The organism is Lactobacillus juensis (assembly GCF_036246285.1).
In the GTDB taxonomy this organism is placed as follows: domain Bacteria; phylum Bacillota; class Bacilli; order Lactobacillales; family Lactobacillaceae; genus Lactobacillus; species Lactobacillus juensis.
Map to the genome: position 1 here is coordinate 483,539 of NZ_BTTS01000001.1, position 24,973 is coordinate 508,511.

General features: G+C 37.2%; 2 protein-coding genes. Both read right to left on the reverse strand.

Annotated features, from left to right (window positions below):
• Positions 1-373: 373 nt before the first annotated feature.
• Positions 374-14,359, reverse strand: a complete 13,986-nt coding sequence (locus tag AAA926_RS02335) for an SLAP domain-containing protein (RefSeq protein WP_265892690.1) — start codon at positions 14,357-14,359, stop codon at positions 374-376.
• 436 nt (positions 14,360-14,795) lie between these two features.
• Positions 14,796-24,968, reverse strand: a complete 10,173-nt coding sequence (locus AAA926_RS02340) for an SLAP domain-containing protein (protein WP_338211731.1) — start codon at positions 24,966-24,968, stop codon at positions 14,796-14,798.
• Positions 24,969-24,973 lie beyond the last annotated feature (5 nt).

Sequence of the window (24,973 nt, forward strand, 5' to 3'; positions counted from 1 at the left end):
TTTTAAGTATTAAATTATAAATAATATTTATTATAATATAAGTAGTACTACATCTGTTATATTTATTTTATCTTTTATATCAAAATTTAAAGTAAAGACAGCAGTTTTAATAATCGTATAAACATGAAAATTTGGTTTTTAATAAATATATTTATACAAAATTTTGTTATAAATTATATTAACATATAGATATATTTAATTTTTATTTTTAAATTTTTTTAGCTGATTTTTTAGTGTTAAAAAACCAGCTGAAATAGTGGGTTGTAGTTTTAAGGCGTTATTTATTGCTAAGTAAAAAATAATTAGCAAAAGAAAAAGTGCCACAATTGTTTTTTTACAATTGTGGCACTTCTCTCGTTATCAGCTAGTTAAACTAACCTTTAACATTGGCTTTTTTAACAAATTTACTTGTTTTTATAGTGTAGTACTTCTTACCTTTAATCTTTACTGGATTACCGTAAGTCTTAATTGATTTACGTTTCTTCAGTACTTTCTTACCTAGGCGATTACCATATTTACTGTATACATAAGCATTATGCTTCAATTTCAGTTTCTTGGCATCGATATTTCCTGCAGCTATATACAACCCGTCTTCAAGAATATAATATAGCTTCTTGTTGACAACTTTTTGCGAAACTACGTCAACCTTTGAACCAGCATTTATTACTAAGCCATTTGCACGAATACCATTTTGATCATAAAGATATGCATTGTGCATTATCTTTTTATTAATGATGATATGAGATTGGTCTCCTGCTTCAACAGCAGCAGTTTGATTAGCCGTTGCCGTCTTTAAAGGTACATTTTGGCTTGAGACATTTGCTGCTTTGACATAACGATTCTTGGCAATGATAAAGTACTTCTTACCACGAATCTTAACGCTACTGCCGTATGTAGCAATGACCTTACCTGACTTCAGTTTACCTGATTTCTTAACCCGCTTGCCGTATTGGTTGTAAATGTAAGCATTATGTTTCAACTTCTTAGCTGTTTTCTTAACATTGCCGACTGAGACATAGTACTTCTTATTATCGGCAACTTTGTCAACTAAAACATAATATTGTTCACCGTTAATTGTTTCAATACCGTAAGTATCAAGAATTGATCCGGCTCCCAAAGTAATGCCATTTGCACGTTTACCTTTACTATTGTACAGGTAGGCATTATGCATTAAGATTACTCTTTCAGAGTCTTCAGTCTTCTTATCAGTTTCCTTATCTTTATCATCAGTCTTATCAGGTTGAGCAGGTGCTATCGGTTGAACTTGCTGTCCGCTACCACCGTTTTCTATAATATTGGTTACATTAACATTAGACTCCGTGGCATCGCGTTTTAATTGATCAATACCAAGGTTACGCTGCGCAGAGATTACCTCACTGACTGATGAACATGCATTAATACTGTTCAAAAATTCATTGTAATCCTTCACAATATGCTCTTTGATTTGCTTTTTAGCATCAGAATCATAATTAGAATTACCATCAACAAGCTTATTGGCTGCCTTTTGTGCATCAGCTAAAGCTCCTATGGCAATTAACTTTTCACCTTCAAGTTCAGTTGCTAAATCGGTTGGCTTTGCGTTAAGTTTGGCAAGCGCATCTTCATATCTTTGCTGAATGGTACTATCATCAGTGTCAGGACCAAACTTCTTATCTTTCAAATATTTTGAAGCAGCTTCACGAGCTGCGGCTAGTCTTTGACTGAGAACGTCTTTATCTTGATTTATGATGTTGTTGACTTCCTGACTGTCAGGAACTGTTTCACCAATTATCTTGTCGATTGCATCCTTACGAGCTTTATCCACACCGGCTGAATCACTTGTTTGATCAATAGTACCATTCTTATCAATAGCTTCATGAATATCTTTATCAATTTGGTTCTTGATAGCATCTTTTTCAGCCTGAGTATAGTCAGTACCATCCTTGTGCTTTAAATCGTCAATTTTATTCTTAGCATTAGTGCCAGTGTCTTGAACTTCGCCTTTAGCCAATTCCCTTTCGGCTGCCAATTCGTGCTCTTTAACTTCATCAACCGATGTACCAGTGATGTCCTTATTAGTGTTAAATGCCTTATCTACTTCAGTGGTATCTGCATCTTTGCCAAACTTATCCTTCAGTCTTGCTACTGCATCATCATGCTTTTTACTCAATTCTGCTTTGGCATTTGAGATAGCTTGAGCTAAGTCTTTTTCATCATTACCTTTTAAGGCATTAATTTTATCAATAGCGGTTTGCTTAATTCTATCAACATTGGTAACAGTTTCAGCTGAATCAATATCAACACTTGCCTGTTTTGCTATCTCATCTACTCGATCCTGATTATCTTTACTCAAGCTTGGCTTAGCTGTAGAAGCTGCTTTATTGACTTCATCTTTGGCAGCCACTTTGCTAAAGGCCAATTCAGCTGTTGTCGCCGCAGAATCAAATTGTCTAGAAGCATTGTCAACTGCTGCTGCAACCGCGTCTGCATTAGTAGCACTGTCTATCTTAGTTTCGGCTGCTTTCTTAGCATCCTCAATAGCAGCTAGAGCCTTGTTATAATCAGCTTGAGTAGTTGCTTTTTGAGTGATATCAAGCTTGTTATAAGCTTCATCAACACGGTTTTTAGCTTTAGTTGCTGCCTGGTCAACATTTGTTTTATTAGTTGACTTGATAGCAGCTAAGTTATCTTTATCTGACTGGTCAGCAGAATTCTTAATACCCTTAATTGCAGTAATCGCTTGGTCACGAGTGCTATTTACAGAATCAATTGTAGTTGCAGCGTCAATTTCTTTATTAGCTTGAGTAACAAGATCGTCGACCTTGTTCTTATCCTCTTGTCTATTTAAGGCACTCTTGATATCTTCAGCAACTGCTTTAACTGCGTCCTTAGCTGCAGCTTGAGCAAAGGCTAATTCGGCATCGTTCTTGGCCTTGTCAATGTCAGTCTTAGCTTTATCAGAAGCATTGTTGACATCTTGCTTGGAAGTTGCTGAATCTATTGCTTTTTCGGCATCAGCTTTAGCCTGATCAATATCTGCTTTAGCTTTGTCATACTTATCTTTAACTTCCTTCTGCTCATCAAGAGTCAGCTTATTATAGTCATCATCAAGTTGTTTCTTAGCATTATCTGCCGCAGCATCGACTTTGGTCTTTTCGGTAAGTTTAGAATTTCCTAAATCTGTATCTGTAGCCGTTTTTTCAGCTGTATCAATTGCACTCTCTCCAACTTTTTCGGCTGCGTCTGCCTTTTCAACAGTTGGCTGTGAAGCAACAGTCTCTTTAGCATCATCACGAGCTTTATTGATTGATTCAATAGCCTTTCCTTTGTCAGCGTCAGATAAATCAGACTTATTAATCTTGTCAATTGCTGCAGAAGCATGATCATCTAATTTCTTTTGATCATTTGCAATAGCTGTGTCTAAGGACTTGACATCATCAAGAACTTTGCCCATGTTATCGATGCCTTCTTGTTTAGCATTGTTAACCTGGTCAGAAGTAGTTGTCCCTGCGTCTTTGATCTTATTAACTGCATCTTGGTAATAGCGATCTACTTTATCTTTTAGAGCAGCCTTGTTTTCATCACTGATGTTTTTCAAGGAGTCGATGCCATTTTTAACTTCAGTTTGTTTGTTAGTTAAAGCATCAATTGCAGCTTTCTTGTCATTATCAAGCTTAGTAGCAGCAGTTTGATCTGCGGTTGTCTTAACAGTATCAATGTTACTGATGGCTTGATCTCTAATATCATTGATCTTTTGCACTGTATCAGCTGTATTTAACTGAGTATTAGCTTCGTTGACAATGCCTTCAACTTTAGTCCTATCACTTTCAAGGCTCAAGCCTTTTTCGATCTTATCTGATTCATTTCTAACATCGTCTTTAGCAACTACCCGTGCAAAAGCGACTTCAGCCTGAGTGGCTGCCTGATCAAAGGCAGTATTTGCAGTTGAAACAGCTCCAGCTACTGCACTCTTGTCTTTTGCTTGCGCAATAGCATCATTTGCTGCTTTTTGTGCATTTTTAATAGCTGTAATAGCTGCATCATGATCTGCTTTAGTCTTGGTTTGTTGCTGCGAACTAAGCTTATTATATGCATCTTCAACCCGTTTTGTAGCGGCTGCAGCTGCAGCATCAACACTTGCCTGACTGTTGTCTTTAGCTTCTTCTAACTTAGCTTGTTCAGCGGTATCAACAGTATTCTTCACCTTATCAATATCATTGATGGCTTGATCTCTGATGTCATTGACCTTTTGCACTGTATCAGTTGAAGCATTGTCAATATTTGTCACTGCATCGTCAGCGATTTTCTGAACTGTTTCCTGATCCTTTTCATCTTTCAGATTCTTAATCACATTTGCAGCTTCAGCCTGAACCGCATCTTTAGCAGCTGTTTTTGCAAAAGCTACCTCTGCAGTAGTTGCTGCTTCGTTAATCTTGTTAACTCCCCCATTAGCTGCTGAAGTAATAGCATCTTTGCTTGTTGCTGCATTGACTGCATCAATGGCTGCAGTTTTGGCATTTTCAATTGCAGTAATTGCATTATCATGATCCAGTTTTGTTGCCGCCTGTTGACTTGAACTTAGTTTTTCATAAGCATCATCAACTTGCTTCTTAGCTGCTTCTGCGACATTAGTGATATTCTGAGTGCTGTCTTTGCGAGCTTGATCTAGCAAAGCCTTGTCTACTGCTGATGCAGTATTTGTAACAGCATTAATGGCATTTATAGCGTTTTCTTTGATGCTGTTTACTTTGTCTACCGTATCTGTTGCAACATCATCAAAAGCGGTATCTGCTTGATCAGAAATGTTTTGAACTTTTTGTTTATCATCAGTGTTCTTTAACTGACTTTGGGCATTAGCGGCTTCTTTGTGAACAGCATCTTTAGCTGCTACTTTTGCGAACGCTACCTCTGCTTTTGTTGCTTCCTGATCAAATTTTTGGTCTGCTGTTGCTGCTATGGCTACCGCAGCATCTTTAGTTTCAGCATTTTGAATATCGGCAATTGCTTTTTGAAGTGTATTGTCAATGGCAGTAATAGCATCATCATGAGCCTGCTTAGTTTTTTGTTGTTGATCTTTTTCTAGATCTCCATAAGCTTTTTCTACTCGAGCTTTAGCTGCGTCTGCCGCACTATTCACATTACTCTTTTGATTATTCTTAGTTTCTTCTAAGCTTGCTTGTTCATTACCATTAGCTGCGTCTTTAACAGCATCAATATCATCAATTGCTTTATCTCTAATGCTGTTTACCTCTTGCACTGTATCCGTATCGCTATCGTTAAACTGGATATTAGCTTGGTTAACAATACCATCAACCTTGCTTTTATCAGCTTGAGACTTCAGATCATTCTTAATCTTTGTTGCTTCCTTTTGAACAGCAGCTTTAGCTATCACTTTAGCAAAGGCTACTTCAGCTTGGGTTGCAATATCATTAAACTTGGTCTTAGCATTATCTACTAACCCATTAACTTCGTCAGCAGTTTGGGCTTGACCAATTTGGATATTTGCTGCATCTGCAGCGTTGTCAATTGCAGTAAGAGCATTTTGATATGCTTGATAATTATCATTCTTTTGGTCAGAATTAAGATTATTATAAGCATTTTCCACACGTTTTTTAGCATCTGCAGCAGCACCGTTAACATTGGACTTACCATTATCCTTAGCTTGATCCACAGTTGCCTGGTCAACAGCAATAGCAGTCGCTTTAACAGCATCGATGTCGCTAATTGCTTTATCTCTTAATTTATTAACAGTTGTTATATCGGCAGCAGCATCAATAGCTGTGTCAGCTTGCTCTGAAATTGCATCTACTTTTTTCTTATCAGTATCTTTACTTAAACTGCTCTTAACAGTATTTGCCTCATTTTGAACTGCTTCTTTAGCTGCTGCTTTAGCAAATGCTAATTTAGCGTCTGTTTCGGCCTGTGTGAAAGCCTGATCGGCATCTCCCGCAGCCTTACTTACGGCATCCCTATCCGTTGCTTTTTCTATAGCATCTTTAGCTGCAGCTTGAGCATTAGTAATAGCTTGAATTGCCTTGTCATAATCCGTCTTGGTTGCTGACTGTCCATTTGCACTAAGACTATTATATGCATCATTAATTCTTTGCTTTGCAGCTGCGGCAGCTTGATCAATACTCTGCTTAGTATCATCCTTAACTTTAGCAAAATCCTTTTGCTCATTTTCTTCAGCAGTATCTTTAACGGCGTCAATGTCTTTAATAGCTTGAGCTGCAATAGTATTTACATTATCTACGCTTACAGCTGCAGCAAGATCATTTTCTGCTCGTAACACTATGTTATCGACTTTTGTTTGATCAACTTCCTGCTTCAAACCTTTTTTGACTTTATCAGCCTCAGCTTGGATTGCAGTCTTAGCTGTCACTCTGGCAAATGCTACTTCAGCTGTTGTAGCAGCCGTATCAAGGGCAGTAGATGCTGTTCCGACCGCTTTAACAATCGCATCAGCATTTGTAGCGGCACTAATCGCATCATTTGCTGTTGCTTGGGCTTGAGTAATAGCATCCATGGCTTTACTGTAATCACTTGCAGCTAAAACCTTTTCGTCTTTTCCAAGATTGTCATAAGCATCTTGAACACGTTTTTTAGCAGCTGTAACTAAATCATCAACACTAGTCTTATTATTTTCCTTTGTTTTCTCCAGTTCTTTCTGTTCATTGTCATCCGCAGTTGCTTTTACATTACATATATCGCTGATTGCTTTATCTCTAATGCTGTTTACTTTATCTACAGTATCCGTTGCAACTGCGTCAATATCTTTATCTGCTTGATCAGAAATTGCTTGTACTTGCTTCTTATCATCAGTTTTATTCAACTGATCTATGATTGAATTGGCTTTTTCATGAACTGCATCTTTAGCTGCTACCTTGGCAAAGGCCACTTCTGCTTCAGTTGCTGCTGCATTAATCTTATTAATACCCTCAGTTGCTGCCTGAGTAATTTCTGCTTTTGAATTTGATGAAGAAATTGCATCGTTAGCAGCTTTTTGGGCACTTGCAATTGTGTTAAGGGCATCATCATGAGCCTGTTTGGCAACTGCTTGCTCATTTTCCGTCAGCTTACTATATGCTGCTTCAACTCTCTTCTTAGCTGTTTCAGCTGCTTCATTAATATTCTCAGAGCTGTCTTTGCGAGCTTCGTCAACAATAGCTTTATCTACTGCATTTGCTGTATTTTTAACAGCCTTAATAGCACTAATTGCGCTGTCTTTAATGCTGTTTACTTTGGCAACAGTATCTGTCGAATTTTGGTCAATTTCTGTAATAGCATTGTTAGCGATGTTCTGCACAGAAGTCTTATCTTCTTGACCTTTCAGATCGGCAATAGCACTCTTTTCCTCGGTCTGAATCGCGTCTTTAGCAGCTGTTTTGGCAAATGCTACCTCTGCTTTTGTTGCTTCTTGATCAAGTTCCTGCTCAGCTGTTGCTGCTATATCGCTTACTGCATCCTTAGTTTCAGCACTGGCAATATCGTTATTTGCTTTAAGGCGCGTATTTTCAATAGCAGTAAGAGCATCATTATAGGCCTGCTTTGTTGCATCTTGTTCAGCAGGTGTCAGCTGACCGTAAGCCGTATCAACCCGGGTTTTAGCGTTTGCTGCTGCTTTGTTAACATCACTAGTCCGATTATTCTTAGTTTCTTCCAGACTGGCTTGTTCACCACCATTAGCTTCAGCTCTAACAGCATCGATATCTTTAATGGCCTGATCCCTAATACTGGTTACTTTAGCTACAGTATCAGTATTAGTGCTATTAATACTGGTAGTAGCAGTGGTAGCAATATTGTCAACCCGATTCTTATCAGAATCAGCCTTTAGGTCTTGTTTAACCTTATTAGCTTCATTCGAAATATCTGCAACAGCTGTTATCTTAGCAAAAGCTACTTCAGCTTTTGTGGCTGCATTATCAAACTGAGCTTTAGCAGTGTTAACTATCTCCGATATCTGATCACTTGACTGTGCCAGTGCAATTTGATTATTCGCACTAGTTGCAGCATTGTCAATCGCATCATAGGCGTTTTGGTAAGTCTGATGATTGGCATTCTTTTGAGAATCATTTAATTTGTTATATGCATCATCGACACGTTTTTTAGCAGCTGTAGCAGCTTCATTAACATTAGCGGTGTTGTTTTTCTTGTTTTCATTTAGCTGTGCTTCTTTAACAGCATCTGCCACAGCTTTGACACCATTAATATCATTGATAGCCTGGTCCCTAAATCTAACCACGTCAGTTATAGTAGTAGCACTGTCAATGTTAGAATTTGCTGTAGTTACTATCTCTTGTACCTTTTGCTTTTTTTCATTATCAAGACCGTTAATGACAGCATCTGCTGCTGCTTTAACTGCAACTTTAGCTCCCAATTTTGCAAATGATAGTTCAGCTTTGTTAGCAATATCATTAACTGCAGAAATTCCTGTTGTAGCGGCACTGGTTGCATCATCTACTGTCTTTGCAGCTTGAATTGCCGCATCCGCAGTATTCTTTGCGTCATTAATATCGCTGAGAGCTTTATTATATTCTGACTTAGCCTCCTCTTTTTCAGGTGCATTTAACTCGTTATAAGCATTCTGAACGCGTTGCGTTGCATCAGCTGCAGCTTTATCAATATTAGCTTTATTAACTGTTTGGGAATTGTTAATTGCTGCATCAGCTGTAGCTTTAACGTTATCAATATCTTTGATTGCCTGGTCTTTAATGAAGTCAACTTTGGTAACACTGTCAGCATTGTTCAAATCAGTTTGAGCTCTGCCTACTATACTGTCTACTTTATTGAGATCAGCTGTTTGCTTTAAGCCTTGCTTGACATTGTCCGCTTCACCTTGAACTGCATCTATCGCAGCCACCTTGGCAAAGGCCAGTTCGGCGTCAGAAGCTGCCTGTGTAAAGGCTTTATTAGCATTATCAACAGCTGTCGTAATTTCTGCATTAGATTGTGCAGCAGCTATTGCAGTCTCTGCTATAGTCTTAGCTTTATCAATGGCATTATTAGCTGCGTTATAAGCAGTTTGGACTGCCGTTGTCTTTTGCTCATCAGAAGTGAGCTTATCATAAACATCTTTGACCCGCTTCTTAGCGGCATCTGCTTGGGCATCAACACTCGCCTTGCTTAATTCTTGTGCTTTTTGAATTGTTTGCTCTGCATTACTTTTAACGTTGTCAATTGCCTTGATTGCATTCTCTTTTATTCTATTTACATTATCAACGTTCTCAGCAGCACCAATGTCATCTTGTGCTTGACTAACAATTTCATCTACTTTATTTTGATCGGCTGTTTCTTTGAGGTTAGGTTTTACTTTTGCCGCTTCAGCTTGTACCGCATCGTTTGCAGTGATCTTGACAAAGGTTAATTCAGTTGCATCTGCCAGCTTATTAATGTTTGTTGTACCTTCACTGGCTGCGGCAGCAACTTCAGTTTCAGTAGTTGCGGCTGCAATCTTTGCTTCAGCTGCAGTTTGGGCATTCTTAATATCTGCAACAGCTTGGTCATGTGTGCCCTTATTGGCTGCCTTTTCAGCAGTTGTTAAGTTGTTGTAAGCAGCATCCACCCGTGCAATCGCTGCTTGAGCTGCTCCATCAATACTAGTCTTATTTAGCTCTTTTGCTTTATCAACTTTTTCCTTTGCACTTGAATCGGCTGTGGTTTTAACCTGGTCTATATCTCTGATTGCCTGATTTTTGATATTATTAATTGTTGACACATCAGTAGCAGCGTCTATCTTGCCATTAGCTGCAGTAACAATGCCATCAACCGTTTGTTGATCAGCTGTGCTTAAGCCAGGCTTAATCTTAGCAGCTTCATTTGCGATGGCTTCTTTTGCATCAGCTTGAGCAAAAGTAACTTCTGCTTTTGTTTCAATAGCAGCGATTGCCTGTGTGCCTGTTCCAGCTGCAGCTATAATATCTGCCACATTTTGTGCGTTCTGAATATTGTTTTTAGCAGTTTTAGCAGCTTTGTCTATATCATCTAAAGCTTTCTGTAACGACTGTTGGCAACTAGTTTGATTATTCGTTGACAGTTTCTGGTAAGCATCACTTACACGCTTTTTAGCTGCAGTGGCTGCCGCATCAATATTAGCTGTCTGAGCATCCTTGTTAGCCTTGATTTCGGTTTGCTTAACTACATCAGCAGTAGTTTTAACATTATCAATATCTTTAATTGCCTGATCTTTGATGCTGTTGACCTTGTCGACTGTAGTTGCTTTTTGGAAATCGCTATTAGCTGTTGCAACGATACCATCAACTGTCTGCTGATCAGTTGCACTTAAATTCGGCTTGACACTGTCAGCTTCTTTCTTGACAGCATCAACAGCTGCTATTTTGGCAAAAGCAACTTCAGCTGTGGTTGCCGCGTTGTCAAACTTGTCTTTAGCAGCATTAAAGGCATTAATAATTGCATCTTTGGTTGTAGCAGAGTTAATTGTTTCGGTGGCAGCGTCTTTAGCCTGATTAATAGCTGTAATTGCAGCCGCTTTATCGGCATCAGCTCTTTGCTGCTGACCAGCTTCTGTCAAACTATTATAAGCTTTATTCACACGCTCAATTGCGCTATCAGCAGCAGCGTTAAGGTTAGCAGTGTTAGAAGTTTTAATAGCTTCAATGTTGGCTGCATTTGCGTTGTCTTCAACTGCTTTTATCGCGTTTTCGCCATCATCTGCAGCCTTATCTGCATTTTCAGCCGTTAATTGTTTGCCCACATTTATCTTGGCATCATCACGAGCCTTGTTAATATCGTTTACCGCTTTTTGCTTGTCTTCATCAGACATGTCCGTCTTATTGATTCGGTCTGCTGCAGCTTGGGCGTAATCATCAAGTTTTTTCTGGTCAGAAACAATTTCCTTATCAAATGCCGTAGCTTTGTTCCAAACACTGTCAATGTTTCTAATCCCAATGTTCTTCTCAATGTCTACCTTTTCAAGACTTGCTGGCGTCGGATTATTAACTTTGTCAGCAGCATCTTGATAATAATCCTCAACTTCCTTATTTAATGCAGCTTTAGCATCAGTACTGATGTTTTTTAAATTAGCAATGTAATCTTCAACGTTTGCTTGTTCAGCTCCTAATTCTTTCAAAGCATTTTCTTTGGCAGTCTTTAAATCACTTGCAGCCTTATCAATAACTTGTTGCGCCTTAGCAACTGTTAAAGCCTGATCAATGTTTGCTACACCCTTACCTTGCTCTTTAGTGATTTCATCAAAACTTTCACAGTCATCAATAGCTTTCTTTGCAGCGTCATATGCTTTTTGAGCCTGATCTTGATATATCTTAACGTTGTCCTGAGTTAAACCACTATTTGTTAAATCGGCGATTTGGTTAACTACACCCGGCATCCCGGAAGTGCCATTACCATTGAGCTCATTATCAAGTGCTTGTTTAGCAGCTTCTTTGGCTGCAGCTAATTTATTTTGCTCATCTGACTCTTCATTAGCAATTTGCAAAGCTTTTTTTACAAGGTCAAGAGCCGTTTCTTTACGTCTATTGACCTCGGCAATGGTATCTGCACCATAAACTGTTGTGTCTTTATTAGTTTCAGTGACTGAATCTGCCATTGCCAATGCTTTAGCCAGATCATCTTCAAAGGTCTTTGATTGACTTTCTTTTAAATTAGTTGGCTTTTTACTTTCGGCATCTTTTACCGCATTTCTAATCGTAGTAGCAGCATCGTCTTGAGCTTCTGACAAAGTAAGAATATCTAAACTCTTTTGCACCGGACGAGCACCCGCATCAATGAGCGTTGGACTGTACTCAACAAAGTTGGCATCTGGTATTATTTCGACTTTATCACCCTTTTTCATGTTTAGGGTAACATCAGCCGGTATTGTTACTGCAAAGGTTCCATCTGGATTAATTTCAGAGGAGAATACATTGGGCAACTTGCTAATATTATCCTCAATACTTCCTCGATAGGTATCGGTAGTATTTACATAGGGTTTCAAATTTTCATCTTGGAGAATTTGTTTATCATAATTTGGATTGCTACTAATATATTTAACAATGACATACCCCTTAGTACCTTTCGGGAAATACTTATAAAAGGCATTGACATTACTTGGGCCATCTACCTCTTCACTGTAATTTGATACCTTTCCTGTGATAGTCCTAGAGCCATCATCATTTTTGATAACTTGCAAGCCATCTTCATCAATATCCAAGAAGCCGCTTGGGTTTGCCGGAACAAAAGCTATATTATTGTAGCTACTAGTATCTTTACTACTCAAAGCACTCTCTAAGGCATTTTTAACAATATTATCTAATGTACTTGTTTCTGGATTTTTAACGGCAGCTTCAGCGGCAGTTAAGAATGAAACAAAGCTCTTGTCATTGACAATGTTTTTTATTTCAGGGTCATTTTTAATCTCATCTAACTGCTCTTGCGATAAAGTTTTATTCCCATCCAGCATCTCAATCGTGTTTATAGTAATACCGGTATTAGTTTTCTGCATTTGCAAAACATGGAATGGTGGTAACGTAAAAGCTTTACCCGTACTGTTTTGTAGTTGTTGTCGCACATTGGTAATCGTGATCTTGTTATTACCGATAACGCTTGTATTAGTATTTTTGTTATTGTGGGCATCCAAAACAAATGATGTCGGGTTATTAACTTTGAATGTTCCTCCAGAGACATCAAGCAAAGTAATGTTTCCAGAACCAGCATTATCTCCCAATCGAATATTAAAGCTGCCGTTCTCAACGTCAGCTGTCCCCGTAACATAAACTAAGGTACCTGAATAATCACCCATGTCATTTCCCAAAATGTTCATTTCACCATTGGGATTAATAGTCAAATTGCCATTGTCAAAAAATAAATTATTGGTATCGCTATCACTGATATTACCATTAGTTTTTATGTTAACTTGACCATTTTGCATAACGTTAAACGTTGAACTAGCATCATTCAAATATACCGCTCTTGATCTGGCACCATTCCTCGTGTCTTTATAAGGCATGACTGTGTTATCACCAATGTTAATATTTAAGACGCCGGCAACCTGTATAGTTCCTGCGCCTTCCATATAGATGGCACTGTAAGGGAAACCATATTCACCGGTGGTAGCATTGCCATCATATGTTTGAGCAGGAATAAGATTTACTGTGGCGCCTCTATGAATTTTAAGAGTGTTGCCATTACTTTTCATCTCAATTATGGTTCCGCCATATGTTGAACCAGTAAATTCGCCATCCAGGAAGTCAATACTATTATTTTTTGTGTTTCTAAATTCAAACAGCTGTTGCTGATTATTATATGCGTTTGATGTCTTAATATTTTGACAATCATTATTACCCGTGAAGTAAATATGGGTATTATCACCAGAATATATTAATTGTGTACCTCTAAAAGTGCAATTGTTAAAAACTATATTAGTATGAAAAGAACCACTTACATATAGTGTATCCCAAACACCGTAAAAGTCGTTACTCTTGATATTTATATTTTGAAAAGTAACATTTGCGTTTGTTCCAGCCGTTTGTATAGGTGCATATCCAGTAAAATTCAAAGTATACTTGTTATTAGCATCAGATCTAATTAATAAATCACGTCCCGGAACGCTAAATGTAGTGTTCCAAATACCTGAAGCTGCACTAATATCATTCATTAAAACAATTTCAGTAATTTTTTGATTATACAGTGCATTTTGGAAATCTTGCCAGCTACTTACTTTATATGATATTCCATTACCAGCATCTTTTAATATTGGAATTTTATCATTTGCAACCGCTGTTTTATCTATATCACCATTTTGTCCGCCCTCAGAACTGGCATCATTATCAGGTTTATCAACACTACTCTGTGAATCTTCTGGCAACTTACTATCACTTGAAACATTATTTCCAGCCGTAATATTAGAGACAGTGTCTTTACTAATTGAGTCATTTTTTTCTGGGGCTGTCACGCTTGAATCATTTGCATTAGTTTCCGGTTGTTCAACAGGATTGGCTTGACCAGCGTCTTTAACATCTTTCTTTTCCTGATCTTTTGCAGTTTCCGTTTTGGTTACACTTTTTGAGGCCTGATCATTACTCTTCAAAAATGAAGTTAAACCGGAAAAAGTGGACAATTTTGGTTCTTTTTCTGTCCTCTCAGTTTGATTATCAACTTTATTAGATTTAAGTGTAGTTTCTTCTTTATTATCTGTCGCAGTTGTCTTCAAATCAGATTCGTTTGATTTGGTTTCAACTTTAGACTCTAAATTTTGAGCAGGAGTATCAGTATCGGCCTTTACTGTCTGGCTACTTAAACCAAGAAAAGTGAAGCCGAGCAAAACAGAAGCAGCACCGATTGTCAATTTTCGAATTGAGAAACGGTCTTGCTTTGCCTGCAACTCCATTTTTCTTAATCTCTCTTTATAGTTATTTTTACCTAACATAAGTTATCCTTCCTTGAAAATTTAAATACATTCAAATTTTATAACCATTGTTATTAATTGTCAATATAGTACATTAAGTACAATAATCAACTATAAATAACTGTTATTTAAATATCTATTATTTTCAAAAATAAATAACAAATATTCTATAAAATTATCCGTTAAATGCAGTATTTTATACTATTTAATAAAAATAACTAAAAAGTGATGTATAGATTTATTTTTTTGATTTTTTATTTTTATTACATTTTATATACAAAATTTCGAATTTTATTTTTAATTTAAAATAACATGAAAATAATAAATTAGCTATAATTAATATATCTATTTTTTATTTTTATGTTATGTTTAATTGGATTTATGCTATGCAAAAAGAAGCATCAATTATGATGCTTCTTTCATCTTATATGAATATATTGTATTTAAGCAAAGTTTATTAGAAGTTTGCCTTCTTGATAAACCTTCCTTTAGCTATAATAAAGTACTTTTTATGACCAATTTTGACTGGATTGCCATAAGTCTTAACAGCTTTATGTTTACGCAAAACTTTTTTACCTAAACGATGACCATACTTATTGTATATATAGGCGTTATGTTTCAGCTTTAATTTCTTGGCATCAATATTGCCGCTATTTACAAGCAATCCATCTGTTAAAACGTAATAGGTTTTACCGCTAATAGTTTTCTTAGCAACTGTTTCAATTTCTGAACCCAAGTTGATAATTAACTTGTTAGCACGCTTGCCATTTTCATCATATAGATAAGCATTATGCATTAGTTTCTTAGTCGTAGTCTCAACAGTTTGAACTGCAGCATTAATAGTTGCTGCAGCAACTTCTTCACCCGCTGATCCCGTAGCAGTTACTAATTTTACATTTCCTGCTTTGACAAAGCGGTTCTTTGCAATAGTGAAATATCTTTTACCACGAATCTTAACGACTCCACCGAACGTATTAAGCAGTTGACCCTTCTTGTAAACGCCAGTCTTCTTAACCCGTTTACCTAGCTGGTTATAAATATATGCATTATGGACCACTTTTTGCTTAGTGGCCTGGCCATTTGTTGCAGCAACATAATACTTCTTATTGTTATCATGTGTGTCAACTAGTACATAGTATTCACGGCCTCCAATAGAAACTGTACCATAAGTAGTAAGGATTGAACCGGCACCGAGTGTAACTTTGTTAGCACGTTTGCCAGAATTATCATAGAGATATGCATTATGCATTAAGGTCACATTAGTGCTTTCGCCTAAATCATTTGGCGCACCATTTGTTCCATTTTGTTTATCAGTTGATGGTTGATTAACAGGGTTAATAGGAATAGATGAAGTACTACCATTACTATCAGAATTAGAATTGCTGCCATTGTTGTCAGAATTATTATTGGTATTGTTTCCGTTATTATTGCCATTATTATTGCTGTTGGCACTATCTTTAATAATCTTATCAATGACAGTTGAATCTGATGAAGCCTTATTAATCGCTTCAATACCATCGTCACGCTTGCCGTCAATATCAGTTAAAGTATTATTTTGATTAATCTTTTCCTGAGCATCAGCTAAAATGCGGTCGATTTCAGTCTTAATTGCAGCTTTTTCATCGTCAGTATAGTTATCACCGTTTTCATGCTTGACCCTGTTATTATCAATTTTCTTCTTAGCATTAGTAGCAGCATCTGAGACAGCAGCTTTGGCAATCTCCCGTATCCCAGTTATTCTATTATTCAGAACTTCATCATAAGAATTACCAGAGATATCTTTATATTTGTCATGCTCACTATTAGTTGCATAAATCCATGCGGAATCACCAAAATATTTCTGGTTCTGGGCAACTGCACCTTTGTATTCAGCCTCAACATCCCTATTAGCAGAACTCTTAACTGCATATAATGCTTGCTGCATTAACTGATCAATTGCTTGCCTTGCCATGTCTATATCATGGTTCATCTGATTTGCAATATTCTCGTAAGATGCGTCAGCTTGAGCATCTTGAGTAAGCACACTATCTATACTTCCATGTATGCCATCAAGTCTATTTTTGAAATGATCTCTATCCTGAGGAAGTAGACTATCTATATTGTTAAGCTTGTCCTTTGCCTTATTGAACAAATCATTAACTTTTTCTTTACCCATTAGCTCATTATAGGCATTGATTCCATTGCTATACGCTTGAGATGTAGAGCCAATGTTGGTCGAATGCTTAATTGCATCAATTGCATCCTGGATAGCTTGAATGTTCCTTTGATAATCAGGATTGGCTTTTTGTGCTTCAGTTAAGCCATTGTATCCAGCTTCTAGGCCTGTTATTTCATTTCCGGCACCCTTCAAGGCATTAGCTTGATTATAATCAAACCATTCAGAAGTATTTTGATAAGTATCAGTTAATTTAGTACCAATTTGATTTTCGTCAGTCGGAATTTTGTTAATGTCAGTTTGTTGTTCTATACTTGCTTTTTCACTTGCATATAGATCATCAACTATCTTGTTTAATGCTTTCTTTTGATCAGCAGTTAGTTGAGATGACCCAATAATGTTGTGAGTTGTTGAATATTTTCTTTGTAAAATATCCTCTGCCTTTGCTTTGGCAGCAGCAAGATTAGTATCTTTTTCGACATCAGCAAAGCCAGGAATGTGACTGCCAGAATTGTTATCAGAATATCCTTGGGTTGCATTGTTAACAATCTGATCAACGTCTTTTTGGATGTCAGCACTAGAACGATCATTTCCGTTCTTATCTGTTGTCGGAACTGCGTTAATCTTTGCCTTGCTCTGATCATAAATATCTTGAAGCCTCTGTTTTTGCTTTTGTAAATCAGAGTTTACTAAGCCAGAGCCTTCAAGTTTTTTATCAGCTTCTGCTTTTTGCTCAAGAAGATTATTAATAGCATTTTGCTTAATTTGATAGATTTCTTCTTTATTTTGGGCTGTTTGGTAAAGCTGGTCAATCCCAGTTTCACCTAAATTGGTTGAGTGTCCCTCGCTATCCAGACCCTTCTCAATGTTTTGCAATTTTTGTTTAGCATTTTCGAGATCCGTTGTTGTCGGACTGCTTGGTAAAACAACTTTACTAATTTCATCCTTAGTCTTTTGAACCAACTGATTAAGTTGATCCTGTAAGTCAGCCTGTTGTTGATCAGTTAAATGACTTGCAACTTGACCAATACTGCCCTTATCTTTGACATACTTATCAATAGCAGCAATTTGTTTGTTCTTTTCACTTAGTACATTGGCTGGAATACCTGCTTGATCTATAGCGGCCTCACCAGCTTTTTCAACTTGACTTAAGTTTGCATTATCATCAGCGCCATATAAGTCGCTAATGCCTTTTTGCATTGCGTCATTTATTGCAGCTTCATTTTGACTTATTTCCGTTGGATCAAGTCCTGAACTTGGCAATTTTGTCTTAGCAGCTTCAGCATATTCTTTCAGAGTATTAATTTGTTTGTTCTTTTCTTCGAATCGCTGAGTTAAGCCACTAATTGCATCATTACCAGCTTGCGCTGCTTGATTAATTGCACTATTTGCATCAGTCGTATTGTTTTGAGCAGTTTGAATATTTTGAGCAGCTTTATCACGTTCTGACTTAATGCGATCTCTCATCTGATCTGCCAAACTAGGATTATCTTTAGCAATCTTATCTGCAGCTTCATTTGCCTTGTTCACTGCATCTTGCAACTTAGTTAATGCGTTATTGACAGATTCTGCCTTGACAATCTCATTATTAACTTTATTCAAATCAGCATTATTCTGACCTTTAGCATCAGACAATTGGTCCTGGTTGGTAGCAGAGTTAACTCTGGTTTCACCAGACTGGCGAAGTTGATCAATTTTATTCTTCAAATCATTATACTGGTCTTGACCTAATTTTTTATCGGCCAAATCTTGATCAATTTGCTGTTGTAATTTATTTGTTGAATTATCAAAATCATTTTTAGCAGATGTCTTAGCGTTAGTGAGGCTGGTATCCTTTGCTGTATCAACAATCGCTTCTATTGCTTTATTACCCTCATCTTGAGCCTTTTGCACATCATCTTGATTTTGAGCTTTATCAATATTTTCTTTTGCTTTATCCCGCTCGCTTTCAATCGTAGATTTATCATTAGCGTCACTAGCAATTGAAGTTTGGGCTTTATCATCTAAAGCAGATTTTGCCTTATTTTTAGCTGCTTGCAGTTTAGCATCAGACAAGGCCTGGTAAATATTGCTTAGACCGGTATTCTTTTCTGTATCAATGTTCTCTGCTAGAGCGCCACTGATGCTTGAAACGGCATGATCATAAGCATCCTGTGCTTGCTGTTTAAACTTAGCTAACTGATCTGAAGTTAAACCAGTTAACCCATTAATTTCTGGCAGAACACCGGTATCAGTTGAGCCTTTTCCAAGAGCTTTATCAAGTTCTTTAATTGCTTGATCTCTTTGGTTACGAATATCCTCTGCATCACTCTTACTTGCATTAGCAACTACGTTACTAATTCCCTGTAAGGTATTATTTTTGATTTTTTCAACTGTAGCGCTATCATTGGCCGCGCCAATATCTTTAATGCCTAAATCAGCCACTGCAAAAACTGCATTTTGGTCTCGTGAATCATTTAGTTTAGCTCGAGCCGCGTATGCTGTATTTTTAATCAAATCAGTGGCGACAACTTTATCACTAGCTAACTTGGCAGCAGATTCAATGTTATTAATTTTATTTAATGCATCTTGATAAATTCCAGTTAGTTGTTCTTTATTTGTGGCTGCGTCAATTTTACTATTTGCATCCGTTGGGATTGACTCAAGCTGACTAATTACATCATCAAATTGCTTTTTTACTTCATTTCTTTGGTCATTCGATAATTTGCTATAAATGTCACTTAAACGATTCTTGGCACTGCTTGCAGCATTGGCAATATTATTTTTAGTATCAGTTTTAGATGTATTAAAACCATTACCTGCAGCTTCTGCAGCATCAATAGCTGATTCGCCCTTTTTCTCAGCTGTATTAGCATCAGAGACAGCATTTGTAGAATCAATTATTGATTTTGCATTATCGCGTGCAGATGTAATGTTATTAATAGTTGTGGTCTTGGCATCATTTGTAATATCTGACGAACTATTAATTCGGTCAATCGCCTTTTGTGCATAATCATCAAGCTTTTGCTTATTAAGGATCTTATTAACATTTACGTCACTAATCACATCATCAATTGATGACTTACCATTTTGGACAATTTTATTAAGTTGCTCATTGGTAGTGGTGCTTTTATCATTAATGCCATTAACACCAATATCATATGTAGCATCCACTTTTGCACGCAATTCATCTTTGTTGGCACTGGTAATCTGATCCATATTGCCAATTTGCTCTTTTACTTTATTGCGCTCATCCATTAGAGCTGTTAAAGCCTGGTCTTTTGCAGATTGCAAGTTCGCTGCAGCTTGAATGTTTGCTAAATCATTTTTACCTTTAGTTAATGCTGCATCTATATCATCTTTACTTGCACCTTGAATGGCAGTTTGAGCCTGATTGAAGGCATTGGTAATCTGATTATAGTAGTCATTCTTTTCGGTTACTCCTAAATTAGGATCATTAGTAATCTGACTGCTTGCAGAATCACGCGCATCTTTTAATTTTCCAATTGCAGTTTGACGCTGTTGTTCTAAGGCCTGAGCTTCGAGATCAGGAGAAAGGGAATTAATAACAGAATTAATGGCATCAATTCCTGTTTGAGCATCAGTGTTAATATCAGTTACTGTATGGTCATTAGTGATCGCCTGGATTGCTTGATCATAACCTGCATCAATCTGATCCTGTTTTGCTTGAACTATTGCCGGATCAAGATGAGAATTTGCAAGAGTATTTTTGGCATTAGCCTTGGCCTGTTGAAGTTTGCTAATTGCCTGCGCCTTAGTGGCCGTGATTTGAGCAGCACCTAAATCTTTTAGAATATTGTTTTGACCATCTTGCTTAGCCGAAGTGATATCAGATACATTTTGAGCTGAAGCAATTTTGGCCTTCGCAGCCTGGGCATCTTGATCAATTTGGTCCTCATAATACTTCTTATTTGAAGGACTGAGTTGACTATCATCAATGCTTTCAATTTTAGCTTTTGCATCATTAACAGCTGTATCAACGTCTTGAGCTGCCTTGGTTCTAGCTTCTTCTACCTCTTTATTGGCAGTTCCTTGAGCATCGCTTACAATATTATCTATACTGTTTTTAGCGTTAGTGACTGTCTCAGCGATTTTAGAACTATCGACCTTGTTTAAGGTATCAATACTATCATTAACTACCTTGCTGATTTGATCATGATATGCTTTCTTTTGTTCAGCAGTCAGATTGTTGGTTTGATCGATTTGGTTATCAGCATTTGTTTGCGCTTGTCTGATCTGCTTGATAGCATCATCTAAGGACTGGTTACGTTCACCCTTAGCTTTAGCTGAAGCCAGTAAGCTGTTTAAGGCATTGATACCATCATTACGCGCTGAATCAATTGCAGTTAAACTATCTGCCTGATCAATCCGCTGGTTATAGCCAAGAGGAGTGCTTGAATTATTGAGCAGTTTCTGTGCATTTGCTACACTATCGTCAATATCATTTGCTGACAAGCCTGGCAAGCTACGCAATTGGCTTTCAATATTACTTTCAACTTGGGCAAGTTTAATCTTAGAAAGCTGTCTTAAAATTGACCGCTTAGTTGACTCCTCGGTTGTCGAAACAGTAGCAGAATCGCTGGCTTGATCAATATTGGTTAAACCATCAGTTACCGTTTTTTCGATTTCAGAGTTTGAAGGAATGCCTAGCGAGCTCTCATTAGCATTTGCATATCCCAAAATTTCAGCTTTTGCAGCATTTTGATCAAAAATAGTTTGTGCAGCTGCTTCTCTTTGTTTGATCGCAGTGTCGTCAGAAGTGCCATAAATTGACTTTTGCTCATCATACTTAGCACTTCCTGGTTTAGCAGTTGCAACTTCTGCTGCTTGATCAATTGCGTCTAGTAAAGGAGTTTGTTGATCTAAACTAATGCCTGAATTCTGTACTCGCTCTTTGGCAGCAGCTGCTGCAGCATTAATTTTGCTTGCTTCTTGATCAGCATTTATATCCTTAATAGACTCCTTACCCTTAGAACCATCAGGATCATCACCAGTGATAATGTCGTGAACTGCTTTATTATAGGAATCCTTTATTTCTGTAGTCTTATCGGCATGGTTTTTAATTTCATCTTGAGCAACAGCTTGTAAGTCTTTCAGTGCTTGAATTGTTTTATTAACTTTATCAATTATACCTTGTGCTTCTTTTTGGTGCCCATCTACTGATACTTGGTCAAGATCTTTTTCAATATCGCCTTCTGGTTGAGCGATAGCCTGAGCACGAGCCAGACGAGTAGGTAAATTAACTATTTCATCCTTCTCTTCTTTACTCAAGTTAGGATCGTTTGCTAGTTTGTAAGCGTCAACATAGACTTGATCAATTTTTTGCTTAAGATCAGTTTCAATACTCTTCTTATAACCATAAGCAGCTTGATCAATCGCATTGATGCCATTCTTCTCTGCTTCAGTAATATCTTTATCAGCTTGAATACCTTTAATAGTATTAATTGCTTTATCACGTGCAGCATTAATCGCATCCGTCATTGTAGGAAATCTCTTTGACTGCAACGTGGCTTCATTATTTAAATTTGTAATTGCATTATTACGAGATGCCTCAATCGTTGAAGAATTTTGTGCCTGACTTACGATATTCTTAATTGCATCAAGGGCAGCATTCTTACGATTGTTAACCTCTGTTAAAGTGTTAGCACTTGAAGCATAAACCGAAGTTTTTTCGTTGTCGGAAGTAATTGTCTTAGATGCAGCCGAAGCAATTTTATCTAGCTGATCATTAAACTCTTTGATCTGTGCATCAGATAAATTATTAGGCCTGTTTATTTTTGCATCACTAATAGCATCAGTGATTGCCTTAGCAGCCTGATCTTGCGCATCTGTTAAAGTTAGAATATCCAAGTTTTTAATTATTGGACGACGTCCAGCAGCAACACTAGACGGATCATAGCTAACAAAGTTAGCATTTGGAGTTAATTCTATAGAGTAGCCTTTATCAAACTTAATCGTTTGATCGGCTGGAATAGTAAAACTAAACGAACCGTCATCATTTACAATTGTTGCAAATTGTGTTGGTAAAGGATTTAAAGAACTGTTGCTTGAATCTCTAGTGGTGTCTTTTGTTTGTGCGTATGGATTGTCGATTATATTTTTACCATTTTGATCCTTTGGTGTCCATGCAGTTTTTACACCCATACTATCAATTAAATTGGCTATAATATATGCTTTAGTGGCAACAGGTAAAATCAAACTAAACGGGTTTTTCAAATTTTCTGGATCTGAATCTGGTCCATCAGTAGCAGAATTATAATTAATTACGCTACCTGCCTCACCGGAAATTGTTTGTGAGCCATCATCTTTTCTAGTGATTTTGACCTTTCCCGGATCAATATCTAAAAAGCCACTTGGATTGGCCGGAATAAAACTAATGTTGTTATAGCCAAAATTATTGCTATTATTGAATGCTTTTTGAATAATATCCGAAAAGATTTGATCGTAAGTCCAACCGTTCTTAATACCATCAGCTAAGGAATTCTGAACGTCAGCTGGTAATTTATCAAGTGAAATATGAGCCTTAGCAGCCTGTGCTTTAATTTCTGCTAATTTATCTGCTGTTAGCTTTTCTTGACCATTAAGCAACTCAATATTATCGACTGCAATTGTATTGTCAGTTTTCCTAACAGTTAAAACGTGAAATGGTGGCAATGTTACTTTACCAACCCCAGTTTGCGTTGAGCTCAAATCAAACTGCTGACGCACATTTGTTAAGGTAATCGGCATGGTGCCGATAATACTCGTAGCAGGATTGGTATTGCCCTGGACATTCAAAATTAATGAGGTAGGATTATTAACAAATAATTTTCCGCCTTGCACATCTACCAAAAGTATTTGGCCATTACCGCCATCTACGTATCTACCATTTGGACCTGGCTTTCCAAGAATGATGTTAAAACCACCGTTTTCAATATTGGCCGTACCCCTAATTAGGACCAAAGTACCAGAATAGTCGCCCATATTTGAACCATTAATGTTTAACGATCCCCTTGGCAGAATGTTAAAATTACCACCATCATAAATCAGGTTTCTGTTGCCCCAGTTATTAGCTATATCACCATTAGTAGTAATATTGACTTTCGCATCACTATTAATGTTGAAAACGGAGTTGCCATCATTGATCAGGATTGCACTGGATTGATCGTTATCATTTGTACCATTATAGTGATCGCTACCAGTTGTGATATTCAGCTCACCATCAACATTAACGGCTTCATTATTGCCTAACATGGCGATAGCTAAAGGAAGCCCGGTATGCTCAGCAGCGTTAGAGCCTAAGCTATTATTAGGAATATAGATCCGCGGTGAAAGTGATACCTTAGCGTTCTTTTCAATGTTAACAACATTGTTGTTACCCGCCATTTCTATCACATTACCACCAACGGTTTTACCAGTAAAAGTCCCACTAAAATCAAGTGAATTATTTGAACCAGTAAATTCAAAAAGTTGTTGAACATCACCACTTGAAATGGTAATTCCTGGATAAGGTGTATGCGTTACTTCCCCGTAGTTTGTTCCTGTAAAGTAAATTTTAGTATTATTTCCACAGTGAACCATTTGCGAACCATGGAAATTAACATTATTGAATGTGATTTTTGAAAAATGACCATCTTGGTTGTAATCATCAGTCATGATGACGCCCCAGATATCTGCACTCCATAAGTCAAGGTTGTCGTAGGTTATATCTAAATCCTGCGTACTGCCACTATTTAATTGGAGATGGTTACCTTTCAAATCAACTTTATACCTAGTACTACTGTCACCAGCGGATTTAATGAGCATTTTCCTGCCGTAAAAGTAGAACGCTTGTGATCCATTCTCTGGTCCGTCAGTAATATCGTTCATAACGTCAATTTCTGAAATACTATCATTTTGAAACGCACCTATAAGCTCATCAAAGGTATGGACCTGTGCTACACTAGCATCCCTAGTATTTATTTCTGTGTTTTCAGCAGCATTTGAATCATTAGCCACTGCAGCTGTTGAATCGACAGGCTTTGTTGTATCACCTTTAGCGGATGAGTCAGCAGCGGTATCCTGATTATGACTAGACTGTTGATCAGAATTATTCGTCGACTCGGGCATTGTCTTTTCTGATTCTGCTTGACCAGTTGCAAAACTGTGACTAGTCTTTGAGTCACTATCTTTTAAAAATGAACTTAAGCCAGAAAAAGTGCTTAAATCGTGCTTCGTATTATCTTGAAATGATTGCTTTTGTGTAGTTGCAGTTTTTGCCTTAGTCGCAGTTTGTTCAGTATTAGTTGTTTCATTTCCATTAGTTTGGGAATCTACTTCTTCACTTGCTGGATCAACTGTATCAGCTTTAACTGTTTGATTGCTTAAGCCAAAGAATGTAAAACCAAGTAAGACAGAAGCAGCACCAATAGTCAATTTACGAATTGAGAAGTGGTCTTGCTTTGCCTGCATTTCCATTTTACGTATTCTTTCCTTATTATTATTTTTACCTAGCATAATAA